We start from the raw sequence: 17,167 nt of genomic DNA, 5'->3' as shown, positions 1-17,167 counted from the left end.
GAGGCAGGATGACGCCGCCATGAAGCGCCAAGCTGACATGGCGGGCTAGGCGATTACGATCGCTCTGTGTGCCGGTAGGCGGCGAGGATAGCCTTGACGGCGGCTTCGTCTCCGCCGTCTGTGCCGGCTGCATCTGCGATCAGGCTATCGGCCAGCCGGGCGGACTCGATGATGAAGGCGGCAACGTCTGTGGGCGTCGCAGGGCGCGAGGCGGGCGTCGGAACCGGAGGTGGGCTTGGCATCAGCCCTGAGGCCGCCAGGATGAAGGCTGCGGCGTCGGGCGTGGCTGCGCGAGGCGCGGCCTTCCTGACTGCCGGCCGCGCCGCAAGCTGCTCACCCCGGGCGAGGCTCGCCAGGACGGACTCGAAGGTGCCGAAGCCGTCGGCCATGCCGGCGTCGATGGCGGCCTGACCGATCAGCACGTCGCCCTTGCCGAAGGTGCTGAGGACGTGGGCAACGGTCGTGCTGCGGTTCTCCGCAACCGCCACGACGAAGACTTGAGCGAGGGCGTCGACGCGCCGCTGAATGCGAGCCTTGCCTTCCTCCGTCGCCGGATCGCTCACTTTGAAGGGGGATTGGCTCGACACGAACTCGTGTCGCCGCACGCCCGAGCGAGCGTCGCGCTCTCGCGCGTCGGGAAGGCTCGCCCGCACGCCAATCGAGCCGAGGGCAGCGCCTTGGCCGATCACGATGCGGTCCGCCGCCGAGGCGATCCAATAGGCGGCGGAGGCCGCGAGGTCGCCCGCGTAGGCGACGACGGGCTTCTTGCCCCGAACGGCCCGGACTGCAGCAGCAAACTCGCCGACGCCCGACGCTTCGCCCCCGGGGGAGTCCACGTTCAGCAAGATCGACCGCACGTCGCCATCATCGATCGCGGCCTGAAGGTCGCGCATCAGCACGTCGTAAGAGGTCGCGCCGCAAAGCTCGGTCATCAGGTTGGCCCGCTTGAAGAGCGGACCTTCGACGTTGAGGATCGCCACACCATCCCGGAAGGTGGCGCGCTCCGCCCGCTTCAGCGCCTCTGCTCGGTAGGCCGACAGCGCCTCAGGCGTGACCTGATGCTCGCGCGCGGCGACTTCGAGCAGACCAGTGAGGGCACCTTCTTCCATCGCCCACGCGGCGGCCAAGGCGGCGTCGAGAATGTTCACCGCGGCCTCCCGAGGCGATGGTCGCGGAAGGCGATCTCTGCTGCGTAGCGCACCGCGTCGGGCATGCTCAGGCCGAGGCGGTCGGCGGCAGGTTGAAGCGCCTCGACGACGTTGGAGGGGATGACGTGCTCGCGGGGTATTGGGGCGAAATCCCAGCCAAGAAAGCCAAGCGCGGCTTCGATGCTTTCCAGGCCGGGCTTGTTCTTATGGCGCCAAGCCTTGAGCGTGGGGCGGAGCACGCCCGAGCCCTGCTCGATCTCGTCGTACTTGATGTTCTGACGCCGCATTTCAGCGAAAACGAGCTTCACATGCGGACCGACGCTGCCCGGGATAGTGATGGTGCTCGGCCGCTTCTTGCGGGGTGCGGGATTTCGGCGGGTGTAAGGGCGCTGTTCCATGCCGCTATGCTGACGGCATGGGCGATCATGATGGAGCCCGATCGAATAGCCTCGTGGAAGAGACATGCTCTCAGCAGGCCGGGAGGCAAAAATCAGCGTCCTACGCATTATGCGCGGAATTTTGATTTTGCTCACGTACCTGTTTGTCTACGGATGCGGGTCCTTTTGCGTGGCAAAAATCACACAAAATTCCTGACCATCTACGGCAGTCAAGGGGTCGCGCGTTAACCGTGGGGCATGGGGGTCCAGAGGGACCCGTGACCCAGCGGCATGCAGATCGCGCCTGCCCTGCCGGCTCGGTTGCTTGACCTCTCCCGTCCCGCCGCCCCTGCAGTCTGCCAGGATGGCTCAGGACGCCCGCCGCCAAGCTTCGCGCCCTCGTCCACCGGTTGCCCGCGGCGCCCGCTGCTGGCCTTCCTGAGGCTCATGCCGCTAGGTCGAGGTTCGCCCACCGCTGCGCGGCACCGCGGCCAGCTCGCGCGATGGCCGATACGGAGAGCGAACGCCCGACCTGCTCATAGACAAGACGAGCGCGCTCACGCTTCCGCTCGACCGTCATGCTCGCGATCGGCCCAACACGCTCTTCAAGCCATTGCCGAACTCGCGCGTTGCCCGACGGCCCGTTCGGGAGCAGCACCGCCTTAGCGGGTGGAAAGCGACCCGCGCGCTTGTAGTCGACCGATCTGACGATGGTGGAAAGGTCTTTAGAGAGCTTCTTTATAGACCTTTCCACCAGCGTCGCGGTTTCCACCAAGGCGCGGGCCTTCTCACGCGAGACCGCAACCCCGGAGTAGGCGCTGCGGATATCGGCCTCGCTCGTGAGGATCATTCCTCCATCCGCCATCACCATCCAGGCCGGCGGGCGAGCCTCATCCCACGTCTCAACCGCGTCGACAGCCAAGGGAAGCGGCACGTCCGAGATGATGTCGAGGAAGAAGGGCGAGGCCGCATCGCGGCGCAGAGGCCGAAGCCGACCGATTGCCTGGAGCAGGTTGGCCTCACAGACCTGCCATCGGAGAGCATCTACGAGCGCGTCGGGGTGTTGATCGTGCTCCACAGCGACCGCAGAGCCAGTGGCGAGGCGGATGCCAGCTGTCGAGCGGGGATACCAGCCCTTGCGTCCATCATCCGCAAAGATGGCGAGCGCCGGCTCTCCGGTGATGACGCCTGCCGCAGCTTCCATCGACCCCGGGGTTGGCGCCGGGCGCCCTATCACAATCATGCCGGCCGCAGTCCGCCAACGGTCAAGGCCAGCCAGAGCGCCGAAGTGGCGGACCTCAACATTCCGCGGCATCGGCTCCGCCGTCAGCGAGGCAGCGAAGTCCTTGGGCACGACGACGCCCACCACTCGCGGCCACGCCAGTGCCGCCCGCAGCGCAATCAGCCGGCGGAGGTCGGCCGCGATCCGCCTGTTGCCCTCCCGGCCCTCTGTGACCCCGAGCTTCGTGTTCGAGACCGGCCCCCCAATTATCTGCCGGACGCGTCCGTGCGGGCTCCACGTGGCTGCGATCGACGTGCTCGCCACAACGGGAAAGCCGAGCGCCGCTTCGAGCACGGCCGGAGGGGGCGCCGTCGCATCAAGGATGAGCGTGGCTGCGCGCCAGCCTTCATGCATTGACCGCAGGGATCGACGCTCGACCTGGCGAGCACCGGTTTTCTCCTCTCGCGTGAGCGTCAGACGACCGCTCGCCGGGAAGTCGTCGTCGAGGAAGGTCGCGAGCTCGTGCCAGAGACCGGCGAGCGCGCGGACGCTCCTGTTGATCTCGGCCGCCTTGGTTGCCTCGTGCGAGCGGGCACGCGCATCCATGCCGGGGAAGATCGCCGGCTCGTAAGCTCTCCGCCACTCGAGCCGGCCGGCTTCGCGCGCCACGTCGACCGTGAGCCCTGCCGCTGTCAGCGTCTCACGAGTCATTGGGCCGTCGGTCGAGCCGCGGAGGGCCGCGACGAGGCGTGCTCGGTGCTGCGCCAGAACCGCGGCATCATCACCGGCCGGAAGGCTGGCGGCCTCGATAGCATCGAGCACCACCGCCGCCGGCTTGTCTGGGATCGCGCCGCCGAAGAAGCTCTCGTCGATGACCAGTGCGTCGAGCCGCAGGATCATGGATGGGCGCGCGCTGAACAGGAGCGCATGCGGCACGACCCATACATCCGGGGTGGCGGCTCTTTGGCGGATATGGCCACAGCGATCATGAGCGGGGCAAAGAAGCCGCTCACCAGGGCGCCCCTTCTTCGCACAGACCGCCCCGTGGATGCTGCGGACGTGGGCCTTCTCGGCGTCGCGCACCGCCGCCAAGTTCAGACACATCTTCTCGCCGGGTGCATCCGGATCGTCCTGATCCCTACCGCGGTAAACCCGCGCCACGACACCATGGGCGGCGAAGCGGTGGATGACCTCATCCCCCAGATTGACCCGAGGCACCGCGTAGACGACGCGCAGCCCACGTCTGATCGCCGAGGCCGCGGCCCTGATGGCAGCCTCGGTCTTGCCGATGCCGGCCTCAACCTTGAGGCACCACGCACGAGGCATGGGAGGCACGATGATCGGGTTCGCTTCGTGCTCGACCTCGAAGCGCGTCCGCGCGTTCCTGAACTCGGGCGCGTGCCGCGTGAAGAACTCTTTGACCCACGACCTGACTTCAGCCTCTGCATCGGCGAGCGGTCGGCTCTCGTCGGGATAGGTCGGCTCGGTCGCCCTGATCCTCGTTCCAAGGGCAATGACCCTGCGCCGTATACGATCGAGCGTGCTGTGAGCCTTCGCCTCCGCGTCGCTGCGCGTCCACTCCCGACCGCCAACGACGAGGCGGGCGGTCGCGCAGAACCTCGACCACGCCCGATCCGTGACGGCCTCAGCTGTCAGGGGCTCACCGTCGCCCTGTAGATCGTTCGCGGCCTGCCAGATGAGCCGGGTAAGGTGCCCCTCGCGGCCGTCGACGACGAAGCCTTCGTCATCGCGACGGATCTCTGCGGTCTCACCACCAGGACCACGGCCACCGCCTTGAGAGGTCGTCAGCGGCAGGATTGCGCGGGCGCGCTCGATGAACGCCGCAATCTGCGCTGCCGTGATCTCCGGGGCCTCGTCGGGCGAGGCTGTGAGCGGGGTGTGCGCGCCGATCCAGCGGTAAGGCTGCCGCGTGAGAGGATGAATGCCGAAGGCCACGAACTGTGCGCCCTGGGCGATGATGTCGAGGCCGTCGCCCGTCCGGTCGGCTGCCTTGAACGCCAGCTTCGCCATGGGCTCGGCCGCGCGATAAACGAGCAGGACCTTCGGCGCTCGACCCTGGCGAATAAACGGGGTGGCGCCGAAGCACTCGCAGGCAACCTCCGCCAGCAGCGCTGCGAGGGCGGCATCGGTCACGTCGATGTCGATGGCGATGACCGACCCACACGGGACACCCGTCCCCGGCGCCCCGGAGGCGCTTCGCTCCCATTTCCTCAGGGCCTCGGCGGACGGCAAGGGGGCCTCGTGCTGAGCGAAGCTCTGCCAGCCCTTGAACGCCGGCCGCTTACCGGCGCCCTTATCCGTATGGTCGTGGCGGACGATCGGGACAACACTCCACCCGTTCGCTCGCATCCGGTCGCGCACCTGGTGCGAGATGAGGCGCGGGACGCCGGAAGGTGGGCAAGCGGCGTCAGCCTCACACGCCGCCGGAGGTCGGCTCGAAGTACTCACGATCTGACCCCGAAGTGCGGGTTATTGACGAGCACCGCAAACATCAGGTCTTCGATTTCTTCGCGCGTTGCAGGTATTTCGTTCTCAATGCCGCAAAACTCTCTCGGATTATGCCTCCCACGGATCGGCGACATCAAACCATTTGCAAATACAACCGTGAACCATCCACGCTCGTCGGCCCGCTCGGCACGGACGGTTTCCTCTTCAGTGTCGCTCGGCCGCCAGGGGCGGACGCGAAACGGCCGCTTGGTCTGAGTGAACCACTCGTCATCGGTGAGGAGGTCTTGAAAGTGCGCGCGCAGGCGCGACCGGTTACGGGTCATTATCGGCGGCCCCGGCTCAAGCTGATTGGCGACGGTTTGAGGTGATCGGCGTGCCTTCGACATAGCGGCGCCAATCGTCAGCCAGGATCACGGTCGCACCCCCAACCTTGCGGGCGGTGAGCCGGCCCTCGGCGATGGCCTTGTTGATGGTCGAGCGGGCGAAGGGGCCGTTCGGCCGACTGACATCTTTGATCCGGAGCACCTGCATGTAGACCTCCACGAATGGCGCCCGGTGTCCGATGATGGCCGGGCGCGCCCGCAGATGGGCGCACGTGTCCGAGGATGCGGCGAGGCTGTTCCGGTAGCCCCTAACCGTGCGTCTTGGAGAAGAGGGCCGGCGGGAGACCCGCCGGCCGGTACGGATCAGGCTGTGGCGGCAGCCAGAGCCTCGGCTTGGGCGAGCGCTTCAGCGCTCGGGAGCCGGGCGGCCAGATGGCGGAGCGCAACCGCCGCTATTCCCAGAGCGGTCGGCCCAAATCCCGGCCCCTCCTCCCCAAGCGCATGAAGTCGCTCGAAATGAATTGCGAGCTCCAAGACATATTCTGACGTGTTGGTTCGGGTGTCGTTTTGGATTCTCACGGTAGCCCCATCGGCATGATTGGCGCTTTCAGAGCGCGTTTATGTTATATGCCTTGACCAGCCCGCAGTCATCCAGAATATATTATCGGATATCCGACGGACGTCCGACGATATATTGGCACGCGCCTTCACTGAGTCTGTCTGCGCCGGCGGGACATCGTCGATGAGACAATCTTTGCTTTGAAGTCTTCGACCTGACGAGCGTCAAAATATCGACGAGTCTTGATGTAGATCGGCCTCGGAAACCCCAAGCCATCGTCCGCAAGCCACCGATGAAGAGTCATGTTGGAAATGCCACCAAATGCCTCGCATACTTGCTTCGCGGGTATCAACCTGTCTTGCACCACTTCGCTCCGCTGCTCAATGTGATGCTCAAAACGTAACAGCGCCTCCCCTGTCGGTCGAAGTATTTAAATCGTCCATTTCGTGCATAAGCTGTCGGACACGACGGATGGCGCGTCGGACGGAGTCGACGGACATCGGAGGAGTGTCGACGGGTGCGAAGCGGACTTCATTGCCGGTGAATCGAAGTCCAAAAGCGAGGCCGGCCGTTCCTTCGCTTACACTAGCAACAGCCTCCGCCTCAGAGGCTCCCTGGCGCCGAAGGAAGCCAACGGCGAACTCCACGTCGAAGTCCCTCTCCCATGCGAGGAGGGCAGCGGCTGGGTCCGTGGCGCCCCTGCCCGACCCTGTGAAGATGCGAGCCGCCTGATCCCGGCCGAGACCGGGGCTTTCGTTGCTCCGCGCGCTCTTGCGCGATGCGGGCCGAGCTCTCTCGACAGCCTCGGCAACCCCTTCGGCGATCCGGTCGAGTTCGGCCATCACAGAATCGGGCACCGGCATATTCCACGCGCGTGCAAGACGGAAGCAACGCCACGCCGCCGCCTTGTTGCCGTCGTGCTCGAAGACGGCTCGCCAGCGTCGAAGCTCGATAGGTCGCGCGATCTCCGGCCTGAAGAGACGCGCCATGTCACACCCCCACCCTGTCGACACGCGCAGGCGCCGCCGCGACGAGCCCCCCGATGTGCGCGGCCCACGCCGTCAGGGCGTGCCGCTTCTCTGAGGCGAAGTCGTGCCGCTGATACACGCCCACGATCCCGGCGAATGTCCCCGAGACGTGATTTAATACCTTCTCGACCACGGCCACCGGCACCCCGCCCCGCGCCATGCCGCTGGCCGCAGTCCGCCGCAGGTCGTGAAGGCGCCAGGGCGCCAGCGAAACGCGGTCCGGGTCGTCCCCACGAGCTTGCGCCTCGTCGCGGGCGATCCTCAGCATCATGGCGTCCAGTGACGCCTTCGCGCGGGAGAAGCCCGACACGGACGACGTGCCCGTTGTCGTGAGGACATACTCTGAGCCCTCGATCCGCCGCATCTGACGCAAGGCCTCGACTGCCTCATTCACGAGCGGGATGGCGTGCTCCCGACCGTTTTTCGTCCGCTTGGACGGCAGAACCCACACGGGGTCGCGAGCCTCGACGTCGAGTTCATCCCATCGCATGCCCGCGATCTCTTCGCGCCGCTGACCCGTGAGCAGGGCGAGCGTGAAGAACTCCCGCCATGGCCATTCCAGCCGCCGGAGCGCCAAGACGAGAAGCCGAAGCTCGGCGTCGGTGAGCACTCGCTCGCGCGACATCTCGGCTTTCGGCGGCCTGATGCGCTCGCACGGCGAGGCTTCGAGCAGGCCACGGTCGACGCACCAGTTGAAGAAGGCCCGTAGGTTCGCAAGTGTGCGGTTGGCGGTCGTTCCGGCCCCGCGTTCGGCGATGTCGTCAATCAGCTTGAGGACGTCCTTGCGGCCGATCTCAGCGACGAGGCGACCCCGCCACGGCGCCTTGACCTCCTTCTCGAAGAGCCGCTTGACCTCGTGGGCCGACTTCAGGCGTTCGACATGCCGAGCAACGTACCGGTCGACGACATTCTCGATCAGGTCCTCGTCGCGCCGTGCAGCGGCCTCGGCGGCTTTGCGTTCAGCCTCAATGCGGGCCGCCTCCGCGGCGCGTGCGGCTTTGCGCTCGGCGACCGGGTCTCGGCCCGCCACAAGGCATTTGCGGGCCTTCCCGGCCTCCTCCCGTGCCTCGGCGAGGGTCAGTGCCCCCGCGCCCGCCGCAGGGCCGAGCGTGAGCTTTACGGCCCGTCCGCCGTGCTCGTACCGGAAGACCCACGACTTCGAGCCCGAGGGCTGGATGACGAGCCGTAGACCAGGTGTCGCCCCGTCGGTGATCTCGATCCGGCGGCTGGCGTCAGGCTTCGCGTTCGCAACGGCGACTGCGGTCAGGGGACGAGGCATCTGAGCTTCTCGGGGTACGGCGCGGGGTACGGCAAAACCGTGGGAGGGAGGGACACGGAGTGTGACTCACACTCCCTCACGCTAGACGAAACCCCTTGAGAAACCTACAGGAAATCCGCGCTCACCGTGCCGGACTGTTATGCTCTGATATGCGCTGACACCAGACTACGAATCTGGGGGTCAGAGGTTCGAATCCTTTCGGGCGCGCCACCACTTCCCTCTGCGAAATCAGTCCCGTCATCCGTAGCGGTGCCGACCGGCCGCGCACCGTGCGACGCCTCCAGGTTTGGCAGACCCGGCCTTGGCTCCGTGTCAGGAGGCCCTGGTGCGATGCCTGACGAGGATCACGGCCACCGCAGGCGTGGAGGATGAGGCGACCTCAGAGCCGCGGGCGAGCCTGGAGCACCCACTGATCCGCCTGAGCGTTGGCCCGGCCATGCGAGGCCGACCGGCTCCCCTCCGCGCGGATTGCGGCGCGGCATCGGCGTGGGTGGCCGTGGCAGCGCGGTGGAGACCATCCTGCACGGGTTCGTGCAAGCTCCGTCGCACATGCAGCTGACCGAGAACCTGCGTAGCCCGCACCAACGGCAACGACCATCCGTGAAGAGGCCATAATCTGCCGACATACGGTCACGCTCAAGATTCGAATGCGAATTCCACCGCGGCATCTCCATTATGATATTCAACTTTGATTACCAGACAGTCGACCACCTGAGGATGCTCACCGAGCTCGATCAGGTCGCCAAGTGAAAGGCGGCTCTATCCCTTTTCAATCCGTCCTAGCCCTTTTGCCTCTCTGTCCGAGTGAAGAGAACTGGTTCAGTCTTACTGCACAGCTATCACGGTCTTGTTATGGCCGTGCCTTGGGCGAGTGCCTCGGGAGTAGCGCATCGGGGATGGGTCAATGCTCCGGGAGACTGAGAGATCAGCCGACATGGGTCGCGCCGCCGGCGCCTTGTTTCCTGGCGACAGACTGGAGCCGGCGGCCCACCTCACGCTCGGTCAAGCGATCGGTCGGCATGCGGCCCGGTTCCCGCATCAGCCCGCCATCGTCACTCCCGTCTTTGCGACTCTGACCTACCACGACCTGCAATGCCAACTGACCAGGCTTCGCCGGCACTTGCGTCAAGCGGGCTTCGATCGCAGCGCCCGGGTCGGGGTGTTGATGCCGACCGGTCCGGAAGCGGTTCTCGCCCTGGTGGCGGTCGCCTGCAGCTGCGTCGCCGTTCCGCTGGATCCGCGACTGACCCCGGCGGAGATCGATCAGCGCCTCGGCCTGCTGCGCTTGAGCGCTCTTCTCCTGCCGCGCGGCGGCATGGCGGCCGCCCGCCGGATCGCCGCGCGGCGGACAATCGCCGTCATCGACGCCGAGCCGATCGGACAGGGGCGTCTCGGGCTCGACATCGCCGCGCCCGCCTCCGGCCCGCCCGCCATCGAGGCCGAGCCGGACCCGTCCGCGCCGGCCTTCATCCTGCCCACCTCGGGCACAACGGCGCAGCCCAAACTGATTCCCTTCAGTCACGCCAACATGCTGGCGGCGGCGGCACGGCTTCAGGCGTGGTTCGGCCTTGGGCCCGGGGACCGATGCCTGAGCGCATCCCCGCCCTACTACTCTCACGGCCTGAAGGTGACGGTGTTCACGCCCCTGCTCACCGGCGGCAGCATCGCCATTCCGACCAACGCCGCCGCCATCGATCTGAGTGAGTGGTTCGAGGCCCTCCGCCCAACGTGGTATTCCGCAGGACCGACGCTCCACCATGCCGTCCTGGACAAGGCCAGACCGACCGCGGATGTCGCGGCACGGCATGCCCTGCGGTTCATCATCTCGGGAGGCGCGCCGCTCCCCCCGGCATTGCGCGAGGAGTTGCAGGCGATCCTGAGGGTGCCGGTTCTGGAGCATTACGGCTCCAGCGAAGCGGCCCAGATCGCCGCCAACCTCCCCCGACCCGGGCCGAACAAGCCCGGGACGTGCGGCAGACCCTGGCCGGGAACCGTGCGGGTCGTCGATGACGCGGGCTGCCCGCTGCCGCATGGCCGACAGGGTGAGATCCAGGTGCGTGGACCCACGGTGATGGCCGGCTATCTCGGCAATCCTGAACTCAACCAACGCGTGTGGGTCGACGGCTGGCTGCGAACCGGCGACCTCGGAAGCCTCGACAGGGACGGCTTCCTGACCCTGCACGGACGCCTCACGGACGCGATCAATCGCGGTGGCGAGAAGGTCTCCCCCGTCGAGGTCGATGCCGCGCTCCTCCGCCACCCGGCCGTGGCCCAGGCTGCGGCCTTCGCGGTGCCCCATCCCCGCTACGGCGAGGATGTCGCGGCAGCCGTCGTTCTTCGGTCCGGAGCCTCCGTGACGCCCGCAGACCTCCGCCGGTTCCTCCGCGATTGTCTGACGCCGTTCAAGATTCCGCGCCACATCCTCGTTCAGGACCACCTGCCGACAGGCCTCACGGGCAAGGTCCAGCGCCGGCAGCTGACCAGCAGCTTCGTCGCGAGGGCGAACAGAATCGATTGCTTGCGCACATCTCCTTCGGATGAGGCAATCCACACGCTCCACCTTGAGCTTCTTGCGATATGGCGAAGGCTGCTCAAATCCGAGAATGTGACGATCGATGATGACTTCTTCGAGAGCGGCGGCGACTCTTTGTTGGTCACCGAGATGCTGCTCGAGGTTGAGCGGCTTGTCGGGCTTGCGCTCCCGGCCGGTCTCCTGCTTCAGGCCGGAACGATCCGCTGTCTCGCCCAGCGCATCGCCACGCAGGCGGGCGTCCCGCTCGGCGTCTGCGCCGATCTCCACCGCGACGGCAGCCAGCGTCCCCTGTTCTTCTTCCTGGCCGATGATCTCGATGTCAGCAGCCCGTTGCTCAGCAAATTCGTACGCCTTCTCCCACCGGATCAACCCATCGTCCTGATCGAACCTCATGGATCGCGCGGCGAGCCCGTTCCTGCCTCGATCGAGCAGATGGCGATGGACCGATTGCAGGTGGTCCTCGACCGGGACCCCGAAGGACCCTACCGGATCATGGGCTTCTGCAAGGGAGCACTCGTCGCGTTCGAAGTGGCTCATCGTCTCACGCGCGCCGGCAAGAGCGTCGAGTTCATGGGCTTGGTCGATCCACCGACCATCGGTGCGCGCCCGTCGATGTGGCTCGCGCTCTCGCTCGTCAGACGCCTGGGACCGCCTGCCGGATTGGCCTGGACCTATCAGCAGTTGAGCCGGTATGAAAGACTGCGAAAGATGTCCTGGAAGCAAAATCTGTCCAGGACGAAATTCCTTCTCGGCAATAAGATGGGCTATAGAGGCAGAGAACTATCGCCCTTGTACAATTTATACACTCCCATCATGGCAAATTATCGGCCAAGACATCTGGATCTGCCCCTGGTGTTCTATTCCTCGGAGTTCCGAGGAAGCAAGTGGCGGCGTCTTGGCCGCGATCTCACCGTCGTGGAACTGCCGGGCGATCACAATTCCTGCATCGCGATCGGCGCCGAGGTGCTGGCCCGCGATGTGCGCCAGCGGTTCGGCCATGCCGATGTCTCAGGAGCTCCCGTCCGCCGCACGCTGCAGGGCTGCGACGTCGAGCTTGATCATGGACTGCATGGCGGCGAACACCCGCGCCGCGACCGCTGAATCGGCATCCGCGAGCAGGCGCGGCAAGGCTTCCGGAACGATCTGCCACGGCACGCCCCAGCGGTCGCGCAGCCAGCCGCACATGATCTCCGATCCTCCGTCCCGGATCAGCGCGTCCCACACGCGGTCGACCTCGGCCTGATCCGTGCAGGAGACGGAGATCGAGGCCGCCATGCCGTAATCGGCCGGCACGCCGCCGTTCAGAGCCTGGAAGCTCTGCCCACCGAGCGTGAAGGTCAGCAGGATCACGTCTCCCGGCTCCCCGCCGGGCCAGGGCCCCGGTGCGCGCAGGATCTGGCCGAGGCTGGAGTTGGGCACGAGCGAGACGTAGAAGTGCACCGCCTCCTCGGCGTCCCGGGCAAACCAGAGACAGGTGCTGGCCTTCGGCATGGGGTCGCTCCTCGTGGTGTGGGCGGCCGCGACGGCTCGCTCCCGGAGATCGTCCGCGGTGTGAGACTGGCCGGGCACGCCGGCCCTCCCACGGACATCCATCGCCTCGCTGCGCGGCCCGACCCGCACCGTCCGGGGCAACGCGCAGGCGGTGCGGCGGGCGGAACCGGCCGTCGCGCCAACGCCCCCGTCCGGCGGCGTCATGCGGGCGGCGGACCGTCCGCACGGGACCACCCGTTCTACACCGATTCGACGATGCGGATGTCGCGCTCGGCTCCGCCGGCCAGCACGGCCAGGGCGTCCTGATAGGCCGGGCTGTCATGCGCCGCCCGGGCCTGCTCCACGCTGTCGAATTCGATCAGCACGGTGCGCTGCGGAAGCCCGGCCTCGTAGACATGCGCCGGCAGCCCGCGCGCCAGGATGCGGCCGCCCGCAGCCGCGATGGCCGGGCCGCTGAGCTTGGCGTAGGCGGCGAGCGCATCGGGGTTGCTGATCGTCCGGTATGTCGCGACCCAGTAGGCTTTTGCCATCGAGACCGTCTCCTCCGTCGCGCCGGGCAAGCCCTCGCTGCAGCGGCCCGCGCGCCGCACGAGCCTCGCGCGTCCCGGATAGCGAGCGCAAGGGGCTCCTCATCATGGCTCCGCGCCGTCCTCGAGCCCGCGCACCACGGCGCCGCGCGCGACGCCGTCCGGCGTGCGCAGCAGCTCGGCGATGACGTCCCGCTTGGAGGCGCCTTCGCCGTAAAGGCGATGCAGGTAGTGCGCCATGCCGGCCGCATCCGCCTGCTTGCCGAGCAGCCGCCGGTAGCAGGTCTCGACGAAGGCCTCACCCTCGCCGCGGGACAGGGCCGCATAGGTGAGGCCGTCGCGGGCCGTCGCGTGCCGCAGCGCGTCCGCGAGGAAGCCGGGATCCACCCGGTAGTCCCGGTCGATCCAGCGGCTCGCCGGCGCCTCCGGCCCCGGCTGGCCGATCACCGGGGTGATCAGGAACTCGTAGGTCAGGCCCAGAGCCTCGCAGAGGTACTTCAGCCCGACATGGAGCGACATGTCGATGCTGTACTGGCTTTCGATCACCACGACGGGCGTGCCCGGCCGGCAGAACAGCAGGTTGGAGAGATCGGATCCGTGCGCTCCAACGACCAGCTCGGCCCCGCGGAACAACCGCGCCTGCTCGACCGCCGGCATGTCGCCGAGAGAGGCCACGGTGAGCGAGGCCTGCGCCAGGACCGGCTCGATCTCGGAAAAATTCGCGATGCGCCGCTTGGGCGCGGCCAGCGCTTGGCGGCTGGCAAAGACGCCGCCGTGGCGGGGAACCTCCTCGAGGCCCCAGGCGCGCACCAGATGGGTGCGGAAAGAGCGGATGAGATCGGGAAACAGCTTCTCCTCGTCCAGGAACGAGACCAGATGAGCGGTTTCGAGCCGGTAATCCTTCGCCGGGTCGACCGCGAAGAGGCGGTCCGCGGCGATGCCGAACGTATCGAGGACGGACCGGAACGGCTCGCGCAACGCGAGGGGATGCACGACGAAGCGCAGGTCGGGCCGATCGAACAGTTCAGGGTGCAGCACCCGCAGCAGCAGCAGGCGGGGGCACCAGTTGAACAGCCAGTGGTACCACGCGCCGTCCACCGGCCCGCCGACGACGACGTAGCGCCCGGAGCAGGCCACGGGCTGCGACTCGAGGGCGTAGCGGCCGTCTCCGAACCGGAACCGCATCGGAAAATCCCGCGCCGCCTGCGCGTAGGTCTGGTTGAAGAACATCCGCCGACGGGCGAGGTCGACCGGAATGAACCAGTTCGTCAGCAGCACGTCGTCGACCGCGAAGCTGACGAGGGTATCGATGGACCATTCCCGCGCCGGCCACAGGCGCAGCGCGCGCATCGGCAGGCTGCGCATCTCGGCGTAATCGCGGAACACCGCGTCGTCGCGGACGATCTCGCCCTCGGACCTCAGAAGCGCGCCCGGCTCATGGCGCATCGGCGGGACTCACCTGCCGGAGCGGCGCGGTGTCGGCCTGACGCAGGCCGTCGAGCAGCGTCGCGACCACGCGCTCCTGCTCGGCGGGGGTGATGTGACTGTCGAGCGGGAGCCGGATGAGCCCGTCGCCCGCCTCCTCGGACACGGTCAGAGAGCCGACCGCGCGGCCATGCCGCGCGGCCGCCGGCGAGGCATGCAGCGGCCGGTAATGCGTGCGGGTCTCGATGCCGCGCTCCGCGAGGAACGCCATGACGCGATCGCGTCGCGCGCGCCCGCCGACCCGGACGGCGAAGATGTGCCCGTTGTGGCGCGCCGGAGCCGGCACGTCGAGCATCCGCACCGATGCCCCCTCCGCGTCGGGCGCCAGGAGCCGGGCGTAGGTCTCCCACGCGGCGCAGCGCCGCGCGGTGAGCGCATCGGCGATCTCGAACTGCTTCTCGAGAATGGCGGCCGTCACCTCCGACGGCAGGAACGAGGAGCCGATATCGACCCAATCGTAGTGGGGGCGGCCATTCCGGGCGTAATCGAGCCGGTTGGTCCCCTTCTCCCACAGGATCTCGGCCCTCGTCACCAGATCGGGGCGGTTGACGAGCAGCGCCCCGCCCTCGCCGCAGCCGACGTTCTTGGTGCCATGAAAGCTGAAGGCGCCGAGATCGCCCCAGCCGCCGAGCGGCCTGCCGCGCCACGTCGATCCGAAGGCTTGCGCGGCATCCTCGATCAGGGCGAGGCCGCGGGCCGTGCAGAGGTCCCGGAGGTCGTCCATCCGGCAGGCGATGCCCGCGTAGTGCACGCACAGCACCGCGCGGGTGCGGGGCGTGAGGGCCTCCGGGATCCGGGCCGGATCGATGTTCAGGGTGCCGGGTTCGACATCGACGAAGACCGGCACGCCGCCGCGGAGCAGAACCGCATTGGCGCAGGACGAGAAGGTCCACGACGGCATCACCACCTCGTCCCCCGGCCGGATCTCCAGGAGGAGGACGGCCATCTCCAGGGCGTCGGTGCAGGAGGTCGTCAGGAAGGGGACGGTGTCCGGGAGCCTGCCGCGGAGGAGAGCGTGGCATGCCGCCGTCCGCGCCCCTCCCCCGGTCAAAGCACCGAGCGACAGAACCTCCCTGACGGCCTCGAAGGCCGCTGCCGCGAGCGTAGGCCGGTGAAATGGCACTCTGTCGTGGGGCTGCATGGTGAAGACCCGCCGGGATGTGCTCACCGCCCGACCGCGTCGGAAGCGCGGCGGTTGGTGGAATCGCCGACGGGCAACAGGCATCGGCGGGCGCGGGCGGCGGCCTCGGGGTCCACCAGCTCGGCCTGGAGGTACAGGCGGGCGATGTCGAGGCCGCCCTCCGGCCCGTGCTCGATCACGAGGTTGCCGAAACCGAGCCGGGGCAGGATTGCGCTCAGGATGGGTGCGTCGATCCAGTGGAACCGGGTGCAGGGCGCGGCGTCGAAGGCGGAATGCCGCCCGACGTCCCGCAGCATGCGGTCGAGACCGCTCACCGTGCCGCCATCCGCGAAGGTCGCGACAAACCGGCCGCCTCGGCGCAGCATCGCGGCGGCCGAGATCAGGTAGACCAGCGCCGACTGAAAATCCATCATCATCAGAACGTCGATGGCAAAGCAGACATCTGCCGATCCGATCCTGCAATCGTAATCGCGCAACAATCCTTCGTTGTCGGCCCAGTCGATCTTGCGGATTCCGAGCCTTCCCTGACTGACCTCGGCGGCGAAGCGCTGCTCCAGGATCTCGATGAAGGCGGAACTGATCTCGTAAGCGGTGACCTGCGCCGGCGTCCGGGCGAGGGCCATCGCGGTGTATTTCCCGGCCCCCGGGCCGAACTCGACGATCTCGGTCCAGCGGGAAGGCTCGCCCGTCCCGGCAATGCGAAGCCACGTTGCCTCGCGCAGTCGCTCGTCGGCCCATTCGTCGCCCGGCCACGGCCACTCGGCCCGAGCCTGCGCCCGTCTCTCGGGGAAGACGTGCCGGACATACTCATCGAAGAACGCGGCCATGGTCGTCGGTTCGGATCCGTCGATTCTTCCCATAGTTCCAGTCTCGACGATCCAGTCGGCAATGCGTGCGTAACGTCCCTACAGCATACCACCGCGCCGCACCAGTGGAGAGCGATTCAACCGTGAATGAGGCTTATACACCGAAGAGGTGCATGAGTTCTTCCTGCAACAATCGAGCGCAGGACCAGCAAGAGCAACACGCTCCCGGCTTGGTTCCAACTCAGGATCGCGAATGCCATGACGCAGGCTGCGCACGCGAACCGGCATGCTTCGACAGGTCTTCTCAACCGGCGATATGCCGCAGGTATGGGTGAGGACAGGGCGCAGAGTGTCATTGACGCGACGTGGAATATCCTGGACGGCCAGATGGAAACCGGATGCCGAGGCGCACCTGGCTGCAGGCCTCTCCGAAGCCAAGCATCGTGGCTGCGCGGTGCGGATCGGCCGTATGCGGAGTCCAGGCCGTCAGCCTGCGCAGTCCTCTTCGTCGATCGCTCGGCCTGAGGCGGCGTCCGCCGTCCGGGCGCCCGCCCTCCCCTCTCCGCTGCGTATCCTGAACGCAGAAAACCCCCGGCCGCGTGTGCGCCGGGGGTCTTCTGGACTGATGGGTTGGTCTGATCTGGTTGCGGGGACAGGATTTGAACCTGTGACCTTCAGGTTATGAGCCTGACGAGCTACCGGGCTGCTCCACCCCGCGCCGGGCCGTGCCGTGGCACGGCGGGTGCCGGGATCCGGGTTGGATCCGGCCGTTGCCTGAT

General features: G+C 67.2%; 12 protein-coding genes and 1 tRNA gene. 1 reads left to right on the top strand and 12 read right to left on the bottom strand.

What is annotated here, in order from left to right; translation table 11 throughout:
* Positions 1–53: 53 nt before the first annotated feature.
* The 6 genes from MFF61_RS00065 to MFF61_RS00040 form a co-directional block, all read right to left on the bottom strand.
* Positions 54–1,148 (bottom strand): S49 family peptidase, encoded by a 1,095-nt coding sequence (locus MFF61_RS00065; RefSeq protein WP_238233064.1) that lies wholly within the window; start codon positions 1,146–1,148, stop codon positions 54–56.
* A complete protein-coding gene (locus MFF61_RS00060) occupies positions 1,145–1,546 on the bottom strand; it encodes a hypothetical protein (protein WP_238233063.1) in 402 nt (133 codons plus the stop codon). The genes MFF61_RS00065 and MFF61_RS00060 overlap by 4 nt, the downstream gene beginning before the upstream one ends.
* Positions 1,547–1,970: 424 nt before the next feature.
* The gene (locus MFF61_RS00055) at positions 1,971–5,117 is read right to left on the bottom strand and encodes a bifunctional DNA primase/polymerase (protein WP_238233062.1); all 3,147 of its coding nucleotides are present in this window, start codon (positions 5,115–5,117) and stop codon (positions 1,971–1,973) included.
* A 95-nt stretch (positions 5,118–5,212) separates the two neighbouring features.
* The gene (locus MFF61_RS00050; RefSeq protein ID WP_238233061.1) at positions 5,213–5,602 is read right to left on the bottom strand and encodes a hypothetical protein; all 390 of its coding nucleotides are present in this window, start codon (positions 5,600–5,602) and stop codon (positions 5,213–5,215) included.
* Positions 5,556–5,747, bottom strand: coding sequence for a hypothetical protein (locus MFF61_RS00045; protein ID WP_238233060.1), 192 nt, complete (start codon positions 5,745–5,747; stop codon positions 5,556–5,558). The genes MFF61_RS00050 and MFF61_RS00045 overlap by 47 nt, the downstream gene beginning before the upstream one ends.
* A gap of 1,341 nt (positions 5,748–7,088) precedes the next feature.
* Positions 7,089–8,405, bottom strand: a complete 1,317-nt coding sequence (locus MFF61_RS00040) for a tyrosine-type recombinase/integrase (RefSeq protein WP_238233059.1) — start codon at positions 8,403–8,405, stop codon at positions 7,089–7,091.
* 934 nt (positions 8,406–9,339) lie between these two features.
* On the opposite strand from MFF61_RS00040, the gene MFF61_RS00035 reads away from it, so the two are divergent.
* Complete coding sequence (locus MFF61_RS00035; RefSeq protein WP_238233058.1) at positions 9,340–12,039, top strand: AMP-binding protein; 2,700 nt, start codon at positions 9,340–9,342, stop codon at positions 12,037–12,039.
* On the opposite strand, the gene MFF61_RS00030 is transcribed toward MFF61_RS00035, so the two are convergent.
* The 6 genes from MFF61_RS00030 to MFF61_RS00005 all read right to left on the bottom strand — a co-directional run bounded on the left by MFF61_RS00030 (position 11,947) and on the right by MFF61_RS00005 (position 17,106).
* Positions 11,947–12,429 (bottom strand): VOC family protein, encoded by a 483-nt coding sequence (locus MFF61_RS00030; RefSeq protein WP_238233057.1) that lies wholly within the window; start codon positions 12,427–12,429, stop codon positions 11,947–11,949. The genes MFF61_RS00035 and MFF61_RS00030 overlap by 93 nt on opposite strands.
* A 239-nt stretch (positions 12,430–12,668) precedes the next feature.
* The gene (locus MFF61_RS00025; protein WP_238233056.1) at positions 12,669–12,959 is read right to left on the bottom strand and encodes a DUF1330 domain-containing protein; all 291 of its coding nucleotides are present in this window, start codon (positions 12,957–12,959) and stop codon (positions 12,669–12,671) included.
* Between the two features lie 102 nt (positions 12,960–13,061).
* Positions 13,062–14,402 (bottom strand): glycosyltransferase family 61 protein, encoded by a 1,341-nt coding sequence (locus MFF61_RS00020; protein ID WP_238233055.1) that lies wholly within the window; start codon positions 14,400–14,402, stop codon positions 13,062–13,064.
* Positions 14,392–15,582, bottom strand: coding sequence for a dTDP-4-amino-4,6-dideoxygalactose transaminase (gene rffA, locus MFF61_RS00015; RefSeq protein ID WP_238233123.1), 1,191 nt, complete (start codon positions 15,580–15,582; stop codon positions 14,392–14,394). Before rffA ends, MFF61_RS00020 begins: the two co-directional genes overlap by 11 nt.
* Positions 15,583–15,605: 23 nt before the next feature.
* Positions 15,606–16,409, bottom strand: coding sequence for a methyltransferase domain-containing protein (locus MFF61_RS00010; RefSeq protein WP_238233054.1), 804 nt, complete (start codon positions 16,407–16,409; stop codon positions 15,606–15,608).
* Between the two features lie 620 nt (positions 16,410–17,029).
* Positions 17,030–17,106, bottom strand: a tRNA-Met gene (locus MFF61_RS00005).
* Positions 17,107–17,167 lie beyond the last annotated feature (61 nt).

Source organism: Methylobacterium isbiliense (assembly GCF_022179325.1).
Classification (GTDB): Bacteria; Pseudomonadota; Alphaproteobacteria; order Rhizobiales; family Beijerinckiaceae; genus Methylobacterium; species Methylobacterium isbiliense.
The sequence above is the reverse complement of the archived record's forward strand: the minus strand, read 5'-3'. Positions and strand labels throughout refer to the sequence as shown.

Bases quoted from the DNA above. Each gene is read 5' to 3' on its own strand.
- MFF61_RS00060 (WP_238233063.1), bottom strand. From the start codon at position 1,546: ATGGAACAGCGCCCTTACACCCGCCGAAATCCCGCACCCCGCAAGAAG.
- MFF61_RS00055 (WP_238233062.1), bottom strand. From the start codon at position 5,117: ATGCGAGCGAACGGGTGGAGTGTTGTCCCGATCGTCCGCCACGACCAT.
- MFF61_RS00050 (WP_238233061.1), bottom strand. From the start codon at position 5,602: ATGTCGAAGGCACGCCGATCACCTCAAACCGTCGCCAATCAGCTTGAG.
- MFF61_RS00045 (WP_238233060.1), bottom strand. From the start codon at position 5,747: ATGCAGGTGCTCCGGATCAAAGATGTCAGTCGGCCGAACGGCCCCTTC.
- MFF61_RS00040 (WP_238233059.1), bottom strand. From the start codon at position 8,405: ATGCCTCGTCCCCTGACCGCAGTCGCCGTTGCGAACGCGAAGCCTGAC.
- MFF61_RS00035 (WP_238233058.1), top strand. From the start codon at position 9,340: ATGGGTCGCGCCGCCGGCGCCTTGTTTCCTGGCGACAGACTGGAGCCG.
- MFF61_RS00030 (WP_238233057.1), bottom strand. From the start codon at position 12,429: ATGCCGAAGGCCAGCACCTGTCTCTGGTTTGCCCGGGACGCCGAGGAG.
- MFF61_RS00025 (WP_238233056.1), bottom strand. From the start codon at position 12,959: ATGGCAAAAGCCTACTGGGTCGCGACATACCGGACGATCAGCAACCCC.
- MFF61_RS00020 (WP_238233055.1), bottom strand. From the start codon at position 14,402: ATGCGCCATGAGCCGGGCGCGCTTCTGAGGTCCGAGGGCGAGATCGTC.
- rffA (WP_238233123.1), bottom strand. From the start codon at position 15,582: ATGCAGCCCCACGACAGAGTGCCATTTCACCGGCCTACGCTCGCGGCA.
- MFF61_RS00010 (WP_238233054.1), bottom strand. From the start codon at position 16,409: ATGGCCGCGTTCTTCGATGAGTATGTCCGGCACGTCTTCCCCGAGAGA.